The sequence below is a fragment of the Nocardia sp. NPDC059240 genome (assembly GCF_042753865.1).
In the GTDB taxonomy this organism is placed as follows: domain Bacteria; phylum Actinomycetota; class Actinomycetes; order Mycobacteriales; family Mycobacteriaceae; genus Nocardia.
In genome coordinates this window covers 173,106-186,766 of record NZ_JBHZAC010000007.1, presented here as the reverse complement: position 1 = coordinate 186,766, position 13,661 = coordinate 173,106, and the positions used below count along the sequence as shown (strand labels likewise).

The 13,661-nt window shown below is 65.5% G+C and carries 16 protein-coding genes, 1 tRNA gene and 1 other RNA gene; 6 read left to right on the top strand and 12 right to left on the bottom strand.

Going from position 1 to position 13,661, the window contains the following annotated elements; all coding sequences use genetic code 11:
• The first annotated feature begins 87 nt into the window (after positions 1–87).
• Together ACFXHA_RS25955 and ACFXHA_RS25950 are read left to right on the top strand one after the other, a co-directional pair.
• Positions 88–555 carry an SRPBCC family protein gene (locus tag ACFXHA_RS25955; RefSeq protein ID WP_379361065.1) on the top strand — a complete coding sequence of 156 codons (468 nt, stop codon included), beginning with the start codon at positions 88–90 and terminating at the stop codon, positions 553–555.
• Between the two features lie 9 nt (positions 556–564).
• Positions 565–771: a DUF5302 domain-containing protein gene (locus ACFXHA_RS25950; RefSeq protein ID WP_379361064.1), complete on the top strand. Its 207-nt coding sequence runs from the start codon at positions 565–567 to the stop codon at positions 769–771.
• 60 nt (positions 772–831) lie between these two features.
• Here ACFXHA_RS25950 and ACFXHA_RS25945 read toward each other — a convergent pair whose 3' ends face one another.
• Both ACFXHA_RS25945 and ACFXHA_RS25940 read right to left on the bottom strand, forming a co-directional pair.
• Positions 832–2,418 carry an MDR family MFS transporter gene (locus ACFXHA_RS25945; RefSeq protein ID WP_379361062.1) on the bottom strand — a complete coding sequence of 529 codons (1,587 nt, stop codon included), beginning with the start codon at positions 2,416–2,418 and terminating at the stop codon, positions 832–834.
• On the bottom strand, positions 2,399–3,043 hold the full coding sequence (locus tag ACFXHA_RS25940) for a TetR/AcrR family transcriptional regulator (protein WP_379361060.1): 645 nt from the start codon (positions 3,041–3,043) through the stop codon (positions 2,399–2,401). Before ACFXHA_RS25940 ends, ACFXHA_RS25945 begins: the two co-directional genes overlap by 20 nt.
• A gap of 106 nt (positions 3,044–3,149) precedes the next feature.
• On the opposite strand from ACFXHA_RS25940, the gene ACFXHA_RS25935 reads away from it, so the two are divergent.
• The 3 genes from ACFXHA_RS25935 to ACFXHA_RS25925 all read left to right on the top strand — a co-directional run bounded on the left by ACFXHA_RS25935 (position 3,150) and on the right by ACFXHA_RS25925 (position 4,923).
• Complete coding sequence (locus tag ACFXHA_RS25935; protein ID WP_379361058.1) at positions 3,150–4,088, top strand: aldo/keto reductase; 939 nt, start codon at positions 3,150–3,152, stop codon at positions 4,086–4,088.
• On the top strand, positions 4,085–4,348 hold the full coding sequence (locus ACFXHA_RS25930; protein WP_379361056.1) for a hypothetical protein: 264 nt from the start codon (positions 4,085–4,087) through the stop codon (positions 4,346–4,348). Before ACFXHA_RS25935 ends, ACFXHA_RS25930 begins: the two co-directional genes overlap by 4 nt.
• 110 nt (positions 4,349–4,458) lie before the next feature.
• Positions 4,459–4,923, top strand: a complete 465-nt coding sequence (locus ACFXHA_RS25925; protein WP_379361054.1) for a hypothetical protein — start codon at positions 4,459–4,461, stop codon at positions 4,921–4,923.
• Positions 4,924–4,967: 44 nt separating this feature from the next.
• Here ACFXHA_RS25925 and ssrA read toward each other — a convergent pair.
• The 3 genes from ssrA to ACFXHA_RS25910 all read right to left on the bottom strand — a co-directional run bounded on the left by ssrA (position 4,968) and on the right by ACFXHA_RS25910 (position 6,690).
• Positions 4,968–5,340: a transfer-messenger RNA gene (ssrA, locus tag ACFXHA_RS25920) on the bottom strand.
• Positions 5,341–5,453: 113 nt separating this feature from the next.
• On the bottom strand, positions 5,454–5,930 hold the full coding sequence (smpB, locus tag ACFXHA_RS25915; RefSeq protein WP_379361052.1) for an SsrA-binding protein SmpB: 477 nt from the start codon (positions 5,928–5,930) through the stop codon (positions 5,454–5,456).
• 49 nt (positions 5,931–5,979) lie between these two features.
• Positions 5,980–6,690, bottom strand: coding sequence for an SDR family oxidoreductase (locus tag ACFXHA_RS25910; RefSeq protein ID WP_379361050.1), 711 nt, complete (start codon positions 6,688–6,690; stop codon positions 5,980–5,982).
• 95 nt (positions 6,691–6,785) lie between these two features.
• On the opposite strand from ACFXHA_RS25910, the gene ACFXHA_RS25905 reads away from it, so the two are divergent.
• Positions 6,786–7,109: an ArsR/SmtB family transcription factor gene (locus ACFXHA_RS25905; protein ID WP_379361048.1), complete on the top strand. Its 324-nt coding sequence runs from the start codon at positions 6,786–6,788 to the stop codon at positions 7,107–7,109.
• 74 nt (positions 7,110–7,183) lie between these two features.
• On the opposite strand, the gene ACFXHA_RS25900 is transcribed toward ACFXHA_RS25905, so the two are convergent.
• The 7 genes from ACFXHA_RS25900 to prfB form a co-directional block, all read right to left on the bottom strand.
• Positions 7,184–7,256: transfer RNA gene (locus tag ACFXHA_RS25900), tRNA-Glu, on the bottom strand.
• 138 nt (positions 7,257–7,394) lie between these two features.
• The gene (locus ACFXHA_RS25895; protein WP_379361046.1) at positions 7,395–7,715 is read right to left on the bottom strand and encodes a hypothetical protein; all 321 of its coding nucleotides are present in this window, start codon (positions 7,713–7,715) and stop codon (positions 7,395–7,397) included.
• An 11-nt stretch (positions 7,716–7,726) separates the two neighbouring features.
• Complete coding sequence (gene recQ, locus ACFXHA_RS25890) at positions 7,727–9,787, bottom strand: DNA helicase RecQ (protein WP_379361044.1); 2,061 nt, start codon at positions 9,785–9,787, stop codon at positions 7,727–7,729.
• A gap of 70 nt (positions 9,788–9,857) precedes the next feature.
• Entirely contained in the window at positions 9,858–10,763 is a 906-nt protein-coding gene (gene ftsX / locus ACFXHA_RS25885; RefSeq protein ID WP_379361042.1) for a permease-like cell division protein FtsX, read from the bottom strand.
• A complete protein-coding gene (gene ftsE / locus ACFXHA_RS25880) occupies positions 10,763–11,452 on the bottom strand; it encodes a cell division ATP-binding protein FtsE (protein WP_379361040.1) in 690 nt (229 codons plus the stop codon). Before ftsE ends, ftsX begins: the two co-directional genes overlap by 1 nt.
• A 211-nt stretch (positions 11,453–11,663) precedes the next feature.
• On the bottom strand, positions 11,664–12,518 hold the full coding sequence (locus ACFXHA_RS25875; RefSeq protein ID WP_379361038.1) for a mechanosensitive ion channel family protein: 855 nt from the start codon (positions 12,516–12,518) through the stop codon (positions 11,664–11,666).
• A gap of 10 nt (positions 12,519–12,528) precedes the next feature.
• A complete protein-coding gene (gene prfB, locus ACFXHA_RS25870; protein WP_379361036.1) occupies positions 12,529–13,647 on the bottom strand; it encodes a peptide chain release factor 2 in 1,119 nt (372 codons plus the stop codon).
• Positions 13,648–13,661: the final 14 nt, after the last annotated feature.

Below are 13,661 nucleotides of genomic sequence, written 5' to 3'. Positions count from 1 at the left end.
ACCAGGCGTGCAATCACATGCATTGACGATGCCATCAATTGATTACTAGAATCAGCGAACGATTACTTCGGGTCCGAGGAGACCGCCATGACGAAGAAGAATCTGTCCGCGACCATCGAGATCGACGCCGCGCCCGAACAGGTGTGGAGCATCGTCTCCGACCTGCGGCGCATGCCCCAGTGGAGTGAACAGTGCCGGTGGATGCGGCCATTGGGCCCCCTGCGGGAGGGCGCTCGCACCGTCAATATGAATCGGCAGGGCCGCAAGTACTGGCCGACGGCCTCGCGCATCGAACGGTTCGCCCCCAACCGCGAGCTCGCCTTCCGCACCCTCACCAACAACAGCGTCTGGTCCTTCGAGATCACCCCGACCGACACCGGCACGCGCCTGACCCACCGCCGCACGGTCCCGCCGGAGGGAACCACCTGGATCTCCCGGACCATCGTCGACCACGTGCTCGGCGGCGAAGACAACTTCGATGTCGAGATGGCCGACGGCATGTACGCGACACTCACGAAAATCAAGTCGGCAATCGAGCATTCGCGCACACCGTAGGGTGGTGCCATGGCCGATGAAAACGAAGTCCCCGCCGATCTCGCGGGCGAAGCAACCGAGTCGCCGGAGGAAGCGAACAAGCGCAAGTTCCGGGAAGCCCTCGAACGCAAGAACGGCCACGCCTCAGCGGGCAGTTACCACAATGACGGCAAGGTCCGGGGCGCGCACGCCCAAGCAGGCGGCAAACGCGCCTTCCGCCGCCGCGCCGGCGGATAGCGATACCGAAAACGACGAAGGCCCGGTCTGTATGGACCGGGCCTTCGTGCTTGTCACGAGTCACGCTGCGGGAGCGGGCTCTTCCTCGAGCACGGCCTCACCACGGGCCACCATGCCCGCCTGATCCGACAACTTCAGATGCGGAATGAACAGCGCCAGTACGAAAGCCAGCAACGCACCCGGAATCAGGTACCAGAAGCCGGGGACCAGGGCGTTCACATAGGCGCCCACGATGGCGTCGTGCAGACCGCTGGGCAGGTGCTTGACCACGGTCGGCACCAGGCTGCTCGGGTCGAGGTGGGCGGCCATCGCCTCCTGCGGATGCGCGCGGAAGGCCTCGGTGAGACCGTCGGTCAGGCGGTGGGTGAAGATCGAGCCGAAGATGGAAACACCGATCGCGCCGCCCATTTCACGGAAATAGTTGTTGGCGCTGGTGGCCGTGCCGATCTGGTCCGGGCTCACCGCGTTCTGCACGACCAGCACGATGATCTGCATGATCAGGCCGAGGCCCGCGCCGACCGCGAACAGCATGCCGCCGATCACCCACATCGAGGTGTGGGCGTCCAAGCGGGTCAGCCACAGCATGGCGGCCACCATGATCAGCGCGCCCACCGGCGGATAGACCCGGTAGCGGCCGGTCTTGTTGATGGCGTTCATCGACGTGATCAGGGTGGCCATCATGCCGATCATCATGGGAATCAACAGCAGACCCGACACCGCGGCCGTCGCGCCGGTGGCCATCTGCAGGTAGGTCGGCAGGAAGCCCAGCGCCGCGAACATGACCAGACCGACGACCAGACCGATCGCCGAGGTGAGGACGAAGGTCCGGTTGCGGAACAGCCACAGCGGCAGCATCGGTTCCTCGGCGCGCGCCTCCACGGCGATGAACGCCGCGACCACCAGCACCAGCGCCGCGATCATGGACACGATCACCGCGGAACCCCACGCATACTGCTTGCCGCCCCAATCGGTGACGAGGATCAGCAGCGTCGTCGCCGACGACATCAGCACCACGCCGAGGTAATCGGGCTTGGTCTTGGGCCGGTGGCTCGGAATCGCCAGGGACTTGTAGGCGATCACCAAGGCCGCCAACCCGAACGGCACGTTCAGCCAGAAGCACCAGCGCCAGCTCAGCGAGTCGGCGAAGAAACCGCCGAGCAGTGGGCCCGCCACCGACGTAATGCCGAAGATCGCGCCCATCGGGGCCATGTACTTGGCGCGATCCTTCGCGGGCACCACATCGGCGATGATGGCCTGCGCCAGGATCATTAGACCGCCGCCGCCCACGCCCTGCAGGCCGCGGAAGGCCACGAACTCCCAGAAACCGGTCGACAGGGCCGCGCCGACCGACGCCGCCGTGAACACCGCGATGGCGAACAGGAAAAGCCAACGGCGGCCGAACAAGTCGCCGAACTTGCCGTAGATCGGCATGACGATGGTGGTGGCCAGCAGGTAGGAGGTCGCGGTCCAGGCCATGTTCGAGATGCCGCCGAGGTCGCCCACGATGGTCGGCATGGCGGTGCCCACGATGGTCTGATCCAGGCTGGCCAGGAACATGCCCGCGATCAGCGCGGAAAAGATCAGCCAGATTCGCTTCTGGGTCAGGACGATCGGGGTGGGCGACGGGTCAGTCGTCGTCGCGGTCATCACTTCTCCTTGCGTCGGTTCGGTGGAACAGCCGAGCGGCCATGATGGATTGGTCGTGCAGCGCCGCGGCCAGCGACCGGCTCGGGTCGTTGGCCAGTGACATGGCGGCCCGGGTGGTCAGGGCCGACATGAGTCCCGCTGTGAGCGAGGCGAATTCGGGGGAGGTCGGTTCGCCGGCACGGGCGTCGAGCAGTTCGGTGAGCGCGGCCTCGTGGCGCACACCGGCGGCGAGGAATCCACCCAGCACCCGCGGCTCGCTCTTGATGAGCTGGGTGACGAGCAAAATGTTCTCGCGCGCTTCGTCTTCCGGTTCGTAGGCGGAGGCGTAGAGCACCGTCAGGTCGTCGATGAGCACGCCGGTCGGCCCGCCCGCGACGAAGACCACCCGCGAGGCAGGCGTCCCGATCTCCCCCACCGGCCCGACGACGGCGTCCAGCTTGGTCTCGTAGTAGTTGAAGAACGTCCGCGACGAAACCCCTGCCGCCTTCGCCACCTCGTCGACATTCATGGCGTCGAGCCCGCGCTCGACGGCCAGCCGCCGCGCGGCCGTGCACAGCTCCAGCAGCGTCCGCAGCTTCTTCTGTTCGCGCCAGCCGATCGCCGGCTCACCCTGCTCCGAGGCCATGCCGAAAATTTAGCAGATTCTGCAATTTTTCATAATCCGCAATTTTGTGAGGCGCGCTACGCGGCGGCGTCGAGCGTTTCCACCGCACCGGGACTAGGTTGGCGACATGGCACTCTTGGGCACCACCGACCTCGATATCTACCCGCTCTGCCTGGGCGGCAACGTATTCGGCTGGACCGCGGATCAGGAGCAGTCCTTCGCCGTGCTCGACGCCTTCACAGCGGCGGGCGGCAACCTCATCGACACCGCCGACGCCTACAGCGCCTGGGTACCGGGGAATTCCGGCGGCGAATCGGAGTCGATCATCGGCGACTGGATGGCGGCGCGCGGCAACCGGGACACGACCTACATCGCCACCAAGGTGGCCAAGTCGCCCGCCCGCCCCGGCCTCAGCGCAGCCAACATCCGTGCGGCCGCCGATGATTCACTGCGCCGCCTACGCACCGACCACATCGACCTCTACTACGCCCACCACGACGACAAAGAAATCCCCCTGGCCGAGACCCTGGGCGCGTTCGACGAACTGGTCCGCGCGGGCAAGGTCCGCCACCTGGGCGCCTCCCAGCACACCGCCCCGCGTCTGGCCGAGGCCCTGGCCATCTCCGACCGCGAGGGCCTGGCCCGCTACAAGGTGGTGCAGCCCCAGTACAACCTGATGGACCGCACCGTCTACGAAGGCGACCTAGCCGACCTGTGCGTCCGCGAAAAGCTCGCGGTACTCCCGTACTACGGCCTCGCCATGGGCTTCCTCACCGGAAAATACCGCCCCGACACCACCCCCACCGACGCCAGCCCCCGCGCAGCCGGAGCCCTCCGCTACCTCGACGACCGAGGCCTCCGCGTCCTGTCAGCCCTGGACGAGATCGCCGCCACCCACACCGTCCCCGTCGCCTCCGTAGCCCTCGCCTGGCTCCGCACCCAACCCGCCATCGCCGCCCCCATCGCCAGCGCCCGCAACGTGAACCAACTCCCAGCCCTACTGACCTCCGCCGAACTCACCCTGTCCACCGCCGAGGTCGACAGTCTCAGCGCGGCATCCCGATGACCCCACCCCAGCCCCGCCGCCCGGTCCGCCCCGTCCGCCCCCGACGCTCCTTCCGCCTCCGCTACCTGATCCTCGGAATCCTCACCCTCCCCATCGTTTTCGGCTTCGGCTCCCTACTCCTGATCATCCTCATCGCCCCGCACTCCTCCAGCAGCTCCGACCAACCCCACCTCTCGTCGATCCCGACCATCAGCCAATCCTCGCCCCCGACACCCGAACCCACCCGCCGCTCCTGCTACCCCTTCCAACCGAACTGCTGATCACTGAAACGACGAAGCCTCTACCGGCAATACTGATCCCCAGCAGCGCCCGCGTCCTACCGGTCTGTACGGACTACGCGCGGGTTCTCATGCTGCGGAGGGGGAATTCAATGGGCTATCCACAAGGCACGCCGGGTCCGTATGCACCACAAGGCTTTGGCCAACGACCGCCTGAACCCAACGGCGTCACTGCGATTTTGGCGGCAGCGATATCGCTGGGGACCGGTGGGTTGTGCGTGTTCGGCGCGATCAGCGTGGGCATCCACACGTTCACGAAAGTCGAACCGGAATACCGGTCCAGCGATGCGGTGTCACTCCCGCTGTATGTCGGCCTCGCAGGGTTCTTCTGTCTACTCGGCGGCTTACTACTCGCACTTCGGACGACGGTCGGCCGGGTATTCGTGATCGTCACGTCCGTCGTCGGACTGATCTTCTCCGTCATCCAGATCACCAACGTCGCCCACAACGGGCCGGGCTTGACGATGTTCGCGCTCGTGGAATCCGCAGTGCCGCTGGCTGCCCTGATTCTGGCGGCGGTGCCCCCGACGGGCCGCTGGATCGCCGCCAAGCCTTAGCCACGAAAAAGCCCTCTGATCCGGAATCCGGATCAGAGGGCCTTTGGTGGAGCTGCCGGGAATCGAACCCGGGTCCTCCGCCGCATTTTCAGGGCTTCTCCGTGTGCAGTTCGCTATGCCTCTGCTCGGATCTCCCGGTCACGCGAACAAGCCGGAATGACGATCCCAGTCGCTGTTAGATGTCCCATCCGACGCCGCGACCGCGCCGGACAGTAGAGCCCTCTAGCTGATGCCAGGGACCGGGTCGAGGGCGAACCCGGGCTGACAGACACGCTTCGTTGCTTAGGCAGCGAGAGCGTAGTCGCGCTGATTGGAATCGGCGCTTATAAGGTTGCAGCGACGCTCATACAGTGGTCTCCTGCCTGCACTGACACGCTTCCCCTGAATCAACGTACGCAGTCGAAACCGTTCAGCCCCGAGTGTGTTCACCGATTCAAATGAACTGCCCGGCTCTCACCGGGCTACTCATCCTAACACCGAACAAACCTTGGTTCATTCCATTAACGCGCCGTCAGCGCGGGGACGCGGCTTCAGCCGCGCATGCCCTTGATGCGGCGGCCGAGCTCGCGGGTGATCTCGCGTTCGCTGTCGCGACGGGCCAGGTCCTGGCGCTTGTCGTAGTCCTGCTTGCCCTTGGCCAACGCCAGCTCGACCTTGACCTTGCCGTCGGAGAAGTACATCGACAGCGGGACCAGGGTCAGGCTCGACTCCTTGGTCTTGCCGAGCAGCTTGTCGATCTCGCGGCGATGCAACAGCAACTTGCGGGTGCGACGGGGTGCGTGGTTGGTCCAGGTGCCGTGCCCGTACTCGGGTACGTGCAGTCCGCGCAGCCACACCTCGCCGTCATCGATGGAGGCGTAGGCGTCGACCAGCGAGGCCTTGCCCTCGCGCAGGCTCTTCACCTCGGTACCGACCAGCGCCACCCCGGCCTCGTAGGTCTCGAGGATCGCGTAGTTGTGCCGCGCCTTCTTGTTGCTGGCGATGACCTTGCGCCCCTTTTCCTTCATAACGGTCAACTCTAATTGCCGGGGCGACTCATTTATTCCTGGCCGGGGGTCACAGCGAGCGGGCCGCGCCGCCGTCGATGCGGATCGACTCGCCGTTGATGTAGGAGGCGTCGTCGGAGACGAGGAAGCGGGCGAGTTTGCCGATCTCGGCGGTGGTGGCGTAGCGGCCGGCGGGGATCTTGGCGAGGAAGCGCGGGTCCTCGGGCCAGCTGTCCACGAAGCCGGGCATGAGGTTGTTCATGCGGATTCCCTTGGCCGCGTGACCGTCCGCGTAGAGCTTGGTGAAGCTGGTGAGGGCGGCGCGCATCGTCGAGTTGACGGGGATCTCGGCCATCGGCTCGAAGGCCGTATAGGAGGAGAGGTTGACGAAGGCCCCCTTGCCGGCGGCCTCCATGTGCGGCGTGACCAGCCGGGCCATGCGGACGACGCTGAGCAGCAGCATGTCGAGTCCGTCGTGCCACTCCCCATCGGTCACCGACAGCAGGTCGTTGTTGCGGGCGTGACCGCCGCCGTTGACGACCGCGTCGATGCGGCCGTATCGCTCGATCGTGGCGTCGACCAGGCGCGCGAGGTCGTCGAGGTCGGTGAGTGAGCCGACCGTCGCGAGGCCACCGAGTTCGACGGCCAGATTCTCGACTCCGGGGTCGATGTCGAAGAGCGAGACGGAGTAACCGGAGGCCGCGAGCGCGGCGGCCATGCCACAGCCGATGCCGGAGCCGGCTGCGGTGACGATGGCGACGGGGGCGGTGGAGGTGGGCATGCTGTTCCTTCCGGGAAAGTATGAATGTACGACAATCAACGTACAGTCATCCTCGGCTAGGTACGACAGTATGTGAGTAGTCGTACAATCGAGGCATGGTCGACTACCACCCCACCCGCGCGCAGCTCGTCGTCGAGGACGTGCTGACCGCTCTCGGCAATCCCGTACGGCTGGGCATCGTGCGTGACCTGGCCCAATCCGATGCCGCGCGAACCTGCGGCAGCTTCCCGGTGGCGGTGACGAAGGCGACCGCGACCTTCCATTGGCGAGTGCTCCGCGAATCCGGCATCACCCGCGAACACAAGGAGGGCCGGACGAAAACCGTGGAACTGCGGCGCGCGGACCTCGATGCCCGCTTCCCGGGACTGCTCGACGCCATCCTGGCCGCCTCACCACCGGTCACCGACACCGACGCGTAGCGCGTGATCCAACGGGAGAGATAGCGACGAAATACGAAAAGGCCCTTCAGTTTTCACTGAAGGGCCTTTCGAAGTAGTCCCGACGGGATTCGAACCCGCGCTACCGCCTTGAGAGGGCGGCGTCCTAGGCCTCTAGACGACGGGACCAGGATACTCACTGCGATCCGGGGACCGCGGCAGCTCCGAAAGCTTATCGTGCCCCTGCCCAGCAACCAAATCGCCTGATTATGGCCGTGCGGAAGGTCACGAAGTCCGCCTCGGAGATCAGCTGGCGGCACCGGAAGATCAGCTCTCGGGCTCCTCTTCGCGCCAGCCGCGGTCGAAGATCACGGCGAGCTTGCCGGCGATCGCGGCGTCCAAGTCGATGCCGAGTTCGGCGGCGGCCATCCACGCGCAGATGACCACATCGGCCAGCTCGGCCCCCATTTCGTCGAATGTCCCTGTGCGGCGGGCCTGTCCGGACCACCGGCGGTACGCGCCGACGAACTCGCCGGCCTCTTCGGCCAGCGCGAGTACCGAGCGATTCGCTGCCCCCTCGGCCGGAAACCCGGCCTCGCGGAGGCGCACCAAGATCTCAGCGGCAACCTGAGGCATCGGAGATGTCATGGCGGACCGTCCTACTGGTAGTCGGGCGGCAGGTCGTCGAAGTCCGGTGGCAGCTCATCCGGCCAGGGGATGTCGTCCGCAGCACCGAAGGTCGACGGGGCTGGGCGCTCGAAGCGTGAACCGCTGCGAGATGCCGGGCTCGCCGCCTTCGGTGCTGCGACCGATGTTGCGGGGGGCGAGGTTTCGGATGTTCCGGCGGAACCACCCTCGGCGGCGATTACTTCCAGCACGCCCTCGCCGTACTTGGCGCGCTTGTTCTCGCCGATGCCGGAGATGCCGGCCAGGTCGGCGAGGGTCGCCGGTTTACGAGCCGCGATTTCGCGCAGGGTGGCGTCGTGGAAGACGACGTAGGCGGGGACGCCCTGTTCCTTGGCGGTGGCTCCGCGCCAGGCGCGGAGCTTTTCGAACAGGTCGGTGTCGGACTTGCTCAGGTCGGCGGCGGCGAGGCGGGATGCCTTGGCGGGCTTGGTGGCTCGGGCCGCCTTGGCGCGTTCGGGCTCACGGCGGAGCATGACTTCGCGCTTTTCGAAGAGGACCTGGTTGCTGGCCTCGGTGAGGGTGAGCACGCCGTAGTCGCCGTGGACGGCGAGCAGGCCCTGGGCGAGGAGTTGGCGGACCACGCCGCGCCATTCGATATCGCGCAGTTCGGTGCCGATGCCGAAGACCTTGAGCTCGTGGTGGGCGTGCTGTTCGACCTTGGGGTTGCGCTTGCCGATGAGGATGTCGACGATGTGGCCCGCGCCGAAGCTCTGGCCGCGTTCACGTTTCAGACGCAGGATCGTGGAGAGCACCTTCTGGGCGGGCACGGTGCCGTCCCAGGATTCGGGGGCGTTCAGGCAGGTGTCGCAGTTGCCGCAGCGCTCCCCCGGCTGGCCGAAGTAGGCGAGCAGCTGGACGCGACGGCATTGGACGGTCTCGCAGAGCGCGAGCATGGCGTCCAGGTGCAGCTGCAGCTGGCGGCGGTGGGCGGCGTCACCGTCGGAGGAATCGATCATCTTGCGTTGCTGCACAACGTCACTGAGGCCGTACACCATCCACGCGGTGGACGACTGCCCGTCGCGGCCCGCACGCCCGGTCTCCTGGTAGTAGCCTTCGACCGATTTGGGCAGGTCCAGGTGCGCGACGAAGCGCACGTCCGGCTTGTCGATGCCCATGCCGAAGGCGATGGTGGCGACCACCACCAGACCGTCCTCGCGCAGGAACCGGGACTGGTTCTGCGCGCGGATCCGGTTGTCGAGCCCGGCGTGATACGGCACCGCCTCGACACCGTTGGCGCTCAGGAAAGCAGCGGTCTTCTCCACCGAATTGCGGGACAGGCAGTACACGATGCCCGCGTCACCGGCGTGCTCGTTCTGGATGAACGACAGCAGCTGATGCTCGGGCCGGTTCTTGGCCTCGATCCGGTACTGGATATTGGGCCGGTCGAAGCTGGCCACGAAATGCTTGGCCCGGGTGAGGTCGAGCCGCTCGGCGATCTCCTTGCGGGTGGCCTCGGTGGCCGTCGCGGTGAGCGCGATGCGCGGCACGTCCGGCCAGCGCTCGTGCACCATGGACAGGCCCAGATAGTCGGGCCGGAAGTCGTGACCCCACTGCGAGACACAGTGCGCCTCGTCGATGGCGAAGACCGAGATCTTGCCCTTGTCCAGCAACTGGGCGGTGGATTCCAGCCGCAGCCGTTCCGGCGCGAGGTAGAGCACATCCAGCTCACCGGCGATGAATTGCGCTTCGACCGTGCGCCGTTCGTCGGGGAACTGGGTCGAGTTGAGGAAGCCCGCCCGCACACCCACGGCCTGCAGCGCGTCCACCTGATCCTGCATGAGCGCGATCAGCGGCGAGACGACCACACCGACACCCGGGCGCACCAGCGCCGGAATCTGATAGCACAGCGACTTACCGCCACCGGTCGGCATCAACACCAGCGCATCGCCGCCGGAGATCACCTGTTCGACGATCTCCCGCTGCGGCCCGCGAAAACTGTCGTACCCGAAGGTCTTTCGCAAAACCTGGTGTGCCGGATCACTTCCGGCGTCCACCAGGTTCCCGACAGTTTCCTCGACCTCCGACGCAGTCACGACGGCAATCCTACGGACACCACCCGACAGCGAGAACCGCGTTGGCGCGTATCCGCCGAACTTCGCACCCTTACTCGCGGACGTAATACCGCAATGCGGCATATGAGGTGAGGGCGGCGAATCCGATGCCGATGGGTGTGACGGTCATCGCAACGGCCGCGATGTCGTCGCTCGTGATGCGGGGCAGCACCTGGTCATTGAAGAGCGAACCGAGTGCCCGGTTGATCACCAGTGGTTGCGCGATGAACAAACCCGCTACGGCGAGAACCGATCCCACCAGCGCGGCGAGTACGGCTTCCAGCAGGAACGGCAACTGCGTGTACCAGCGCGTGGCGCCGACCAGTCGCATGATGCCGACTTCGGTCTTTCGCGCCAGCGCGGCCACCTGAACCATGTTGGCGATCAACAACAGTGCGGCCAGTGCCTGCAGTGCCGCCAAACCGAAGGCGGCATTGCGCAATCCGACGAAGAAGCTGGTCAGCCGGTCGACGATGTCCATGTCGTTGAGCACCGTGGTGACGCCGGGCCGCTTGGAGAAATCGTCATAGATGGCGCGGTATTTGGTGACGTCGGTCAGCTTCACCCGGAACGAGGCGGGCAGGCCGTCCTTGCTCACCTCGTCGGCGAGGCCGGGCTGATCCTTGAAGGTGGTCTCCTTGACCTCCTTGACCGCGTCGGCGCTGTTGACGAACTGGACATTCGCCACGTCGGCGTGGTTCTTGAGATCCGACATCAGCGACGCGCACGGCTGCCCGGTGCAGTCCGGGTCGGTGCGCGAGGTCTGATCGTCGAGGTACAGCCGGATCTCCACGCGCTGCACGTAGTAGTCCTGGATCTTGTCGGCCATCCGCACCGCCAGCAGGCCGCCGCCGAGCATGGTCAGCGAGACCGCGGTGGTCAGGATCATGGCCAGCGTCATGGTGACGTTGCGGCGTAGGCCGGTGAAGACCTCGCTGAAAAGGAATCCCGCGCGCATTACCGGCCCACCCCGTAGACGCCCATCTCGTCGTCGCGCACGATGCGCCCGCGATCGAGTTCGACCACGCGCCGGCGCATGGCGTCGACGATGGTGTTGTCGTGGGTGGCCATCACCACCGTGGTTCCGGTGCGGTTGATGCGTTCGAGCAGAGTCATGATGTCCGCACTCGTCTCCGGATCGAGGTTGCCGGTCGGTTCGTCGGCCAGCAGGACCAGCGGCCGGTTGACGAAGGCACGGGCGAGAGCCACGCGCTGCTGTTCGCCGCCGGAGAGCTCACCCGGCAGCCGATCGGCCTTGCCGGCCAGCCCGACCATGTCGAGGGCCTCCGGCACCGAGCGATTGATGAATGCTCGAGATTTGCCGATCACTTCCAACGCGAACGCCACATTTTGTTCGACGGTCTTCTGCTGCAGCAGCCGGAAGTCCTGGAACACGCAGCCCATGCGCTGACGCAGCTGCGGGACCTTGCGGCCGGGCAGTTTGTCGACGCGGAAGTCGGCCACCCAGACTTCACCGGTGGTCGGTGTTTCGTCCTTGAGCAGCAGCGACATGAACGTGGACTTACCCGAGCCCGAGGGCCCGATGACGAAGACGAACTCGCCTTTTCCGATATCGACGGAGACGTTGTCCAGCGCTGGCCGCGTCGAGGTCTGATAAGACTTGGTGACGTTGCGCAGGGTTATCACGGGGAGCCAGTGTAGCCACGGCGAGCCGGTGGCCGACCACACCGCGCTGACGTCAACTCACCTTGCCGGGGGCTCCGGAGTGTTTGGCAGATAGTTGCTGAGCATGGTGTTCACAATCGCCGGAGCGGTCTTGGACTCGTGTTCTGCGGGCTTGACGAAGATGTACAGGACGAACGTTGCTACCCACACGGCCATCAGGATCGCCGTGGACTTACGTGTTCTCACTCAAACCCTCCCGGCGCAGCGCCGCGGCTACCCGCACCCGCAACTCGCGTCCGACTTCGAACTGTTTGCCCGGGAGCGTCCGGGCCACCATCTTGATGTTCATTTGATTCACGGTGAGATCTTCGACACCCATGACGCTGGGTTCGTCCAGCAGCAGGGTTTTCAGTTTGCGGTCGGCGAAGGCCTTGGCCCCCACGTCACGCAGGATCTCGTTGACCTTGTTGATGTCGGCGGTGGCGGGTACGGGCACGTCGATGGCGGCGCGCGCCCAATCCTTCGACAGGTTGGTCACTTTCACGATCTGACCGTTCGGGACTGTTATCACTTCACCGTCGGCGCTACGCAGAGTCGTGATGCGCAACGTGACGTCCTCGACCGTACCCTCGGCCTCGGCGGAGTTGCCAGTGACGGCGATGCGCACGACATCGCCGAAGCCGTACTGCCTTTCGGTGATCAGGAAGAATCCGGCGAGCAGGTCCTGCACTATCCGCTGCGCGCCGAAGCCGATCGCGGCACCGAGCACCGCGGCCGGGGCGACCAGACCGCCGAGTTCGAAACCCAAGCGCCGCAATACTTCCAGCGAGATCAGGAAGTAGACGACCGACAACACCACCCAGGTGATGACCTGCGCCAGCGCATGCCGGTGCTTGGCCGCCTCCGAACGCACCAGCGAATCGCTGCTGCGGAATTCGGCGTCGATCTTGCGGGTGATCCGGTCGCGCACATACGTCGCGGCCCGGCTGAACAGCATGGCGCCGACGATCAACAGCACGATCTCGAGACCGCTGGATCGGAGCCAGTTCCCGAGATCGGCCCCCGTGCCAGCGGCGAGAAGATTCATGCCCTAACCCCTAATTGGTCGTCTGTTCCTTCATGCGCCAGCGAATTCCGCTCTCGATGAAAGCATCGATATCGCCGTCGAGCACGGCGGAGGGGTTGTTGACCTCGTAGCCGGTGCGCAGGTCCTTGACCATCTGGTACGGGTGCAGCACATAGGAGCGCATCTGGTTGCCCCAGGACGCGCCCTCGTTGGTCTTGAGCGCATCCATCTGGGCGCGTTCTTCCTGCCGCTTGCGTTCCAGCAGCTTGGCCTGCAGCACGCGCATGGCCGAAATCTTGTTCTGCAGCTGGGATTTCTCGTTCTGGCAGGTGACGACGATGCCGGTCGGGATGTGCGTGAGGCGGACCGCGGAGTCGGTGGTGTTGACCGACTGGCCGCCGGGGCCCGAGGACCGGTACACGTCGACGCGGATCTCGCCCTCGGGAATCTCGATGTGGTCGGTGGTCTCGACGACGGGCAGCACCTCGACCTCGGCGAAGGAGGTCTGGCGGCGGCCCTGGTTGTCGAACGGGCTGATACGAACCAGTCGGTGCGTACCCATTTCGACGGATAGCGTGCCGTACGCGTACGGCGACTTCACCGCGAAGGTCGCCGACTTGATGCCCGCCTCTTCCGCATACGAGGTGTCGTAGATCTCGACCGAGTACTTGTGGCTCTCGGCCCAGCGCACGTACATGCGCATCAGCATCTGCGCCCAGTCCGCGGCGTCCACGCCACCCGCGCCGGAGCGAATATTGACCAGCGCCTCACGCTTGTCGTACTCGCCCGACAGCAGGGTCCGGACTTCCATCGCCTCGACGTCGGCGTGCAGGTTCTTCCGCTCAGCGTCGGCGTCGGCCAGGGCGGCGGTTTGATCCGCGCCCTCCTCGGCCTCGGCGAGCTCGTAAAGCACCGGCAGATCCTCGAGCCGCTGCCGCAGATCCCGCACCCGGCGCAGTTCGCTCTGCGCGTGCGAGAGCTCACTGGTCACGGCTTGCGCGTGCTCCTGGTTGTTCCACAGCTCCGGGTCCGCGGCCTGCTGTTCCAGCTCATCGATGCGGCGAGCGAGCTCCTCGATGTCGAGCACGGACTCGATGGTCTTCAGAGTCGTGTCGAGTTCGGCCAGATCAGCAGAGACGTCAGGATGCACGATGGTCAAATCTA

Coding starts and splice junctions, on each gene's coding strand:
- ACFXHA_RS25955 (WP_379361065.1), top strand. CDS start 88: ATGACGAAGAAGAATCTGTCCGCGACCATCGAGATCGACGCCGCGCCC.
- ACFXHA_RS25950 (WP_379361064.1), top strand. CDS start 565: ATGGCCGATGAAAACGAAGTCCCCGCCGATCTCGCGGGCGAAGCAACC.
- ACFXHA_RS25945 (WP_379361062.1), bottom strand. CDS start 2,418: ATGACCGCGACGACGACTGACCCGTCGCCCACCCCGATCGTCCTGACC.
- ACFXHA_RS25940 (WP_379361060.1), bottom strand. CDS start 3,043: ATGGCCTCGGAGCAGGGTGAGCCGGCGATCGGCTGGCGCGAACAGAAG.
- ACFXHA_RS25935 (WP_379361058.1), top strand. CDS start 3,150: ATGGCACTCTTGGGCACCACCGACCTCGATATCTACCCGCTCTGCCTG.
- ACFXHA_RS25930 (WP_379361056.1), top strand. CDS start 4,085: ATGACCCCACCCCAGCCCCGCCGCCCGGTCCGCCCCGTCCGCCCCCGA.
- ACFXHA_RS25925 (WP_379361054.1), top strand. CDS start 4,459: ATGGGCTATCCACAAGGCACGCCGGGTCCGTATGCACCACAAGGCTTT.
- smpB (WP_379361052.1), bottom strand. CDS start 5,930: ATGAAGGAAAAGGGGCGCAAGGTCATCGCCAGCAACAAGAAGGCGCGG.
- ACFXHA_RS25910 (WP_379361050.1), bottom strand. CDS start 6,690: ATGCCCACCTCCACCGCCCCCGTCGCCATCGTCACCGCAGCCGGCTCC.
- ACFXHA_RS25905 (WP_379361048.1), top strand. CDS start 6,786: ATGGTCGACTACCACCCCACCCGCGCGCAGCTCGTCGTCGAGGACGTG.
- ACFXHA_RS25895 (WP_379361046.1), bottom strand. CDS start 7,715: ATGACATCTCCGATGCCTCAGGTTGCCGCTGAGATCTTGGTGCGCCTC.
- ftsX (WP_379361042.1), bottom strand. CDS start 10,763: ATGCGCGCGGGATTCCTTTTCAGCGAGGTCTTCACCGGCCTACGCCGC.
- ACFXHA_RS25875 (WP_379361038.1), bottom strand. CDS start 12,518: ATGAATCTTCTCGCCGCTGGCACGGGGGCCGATCTCGGGAACTGGCTC.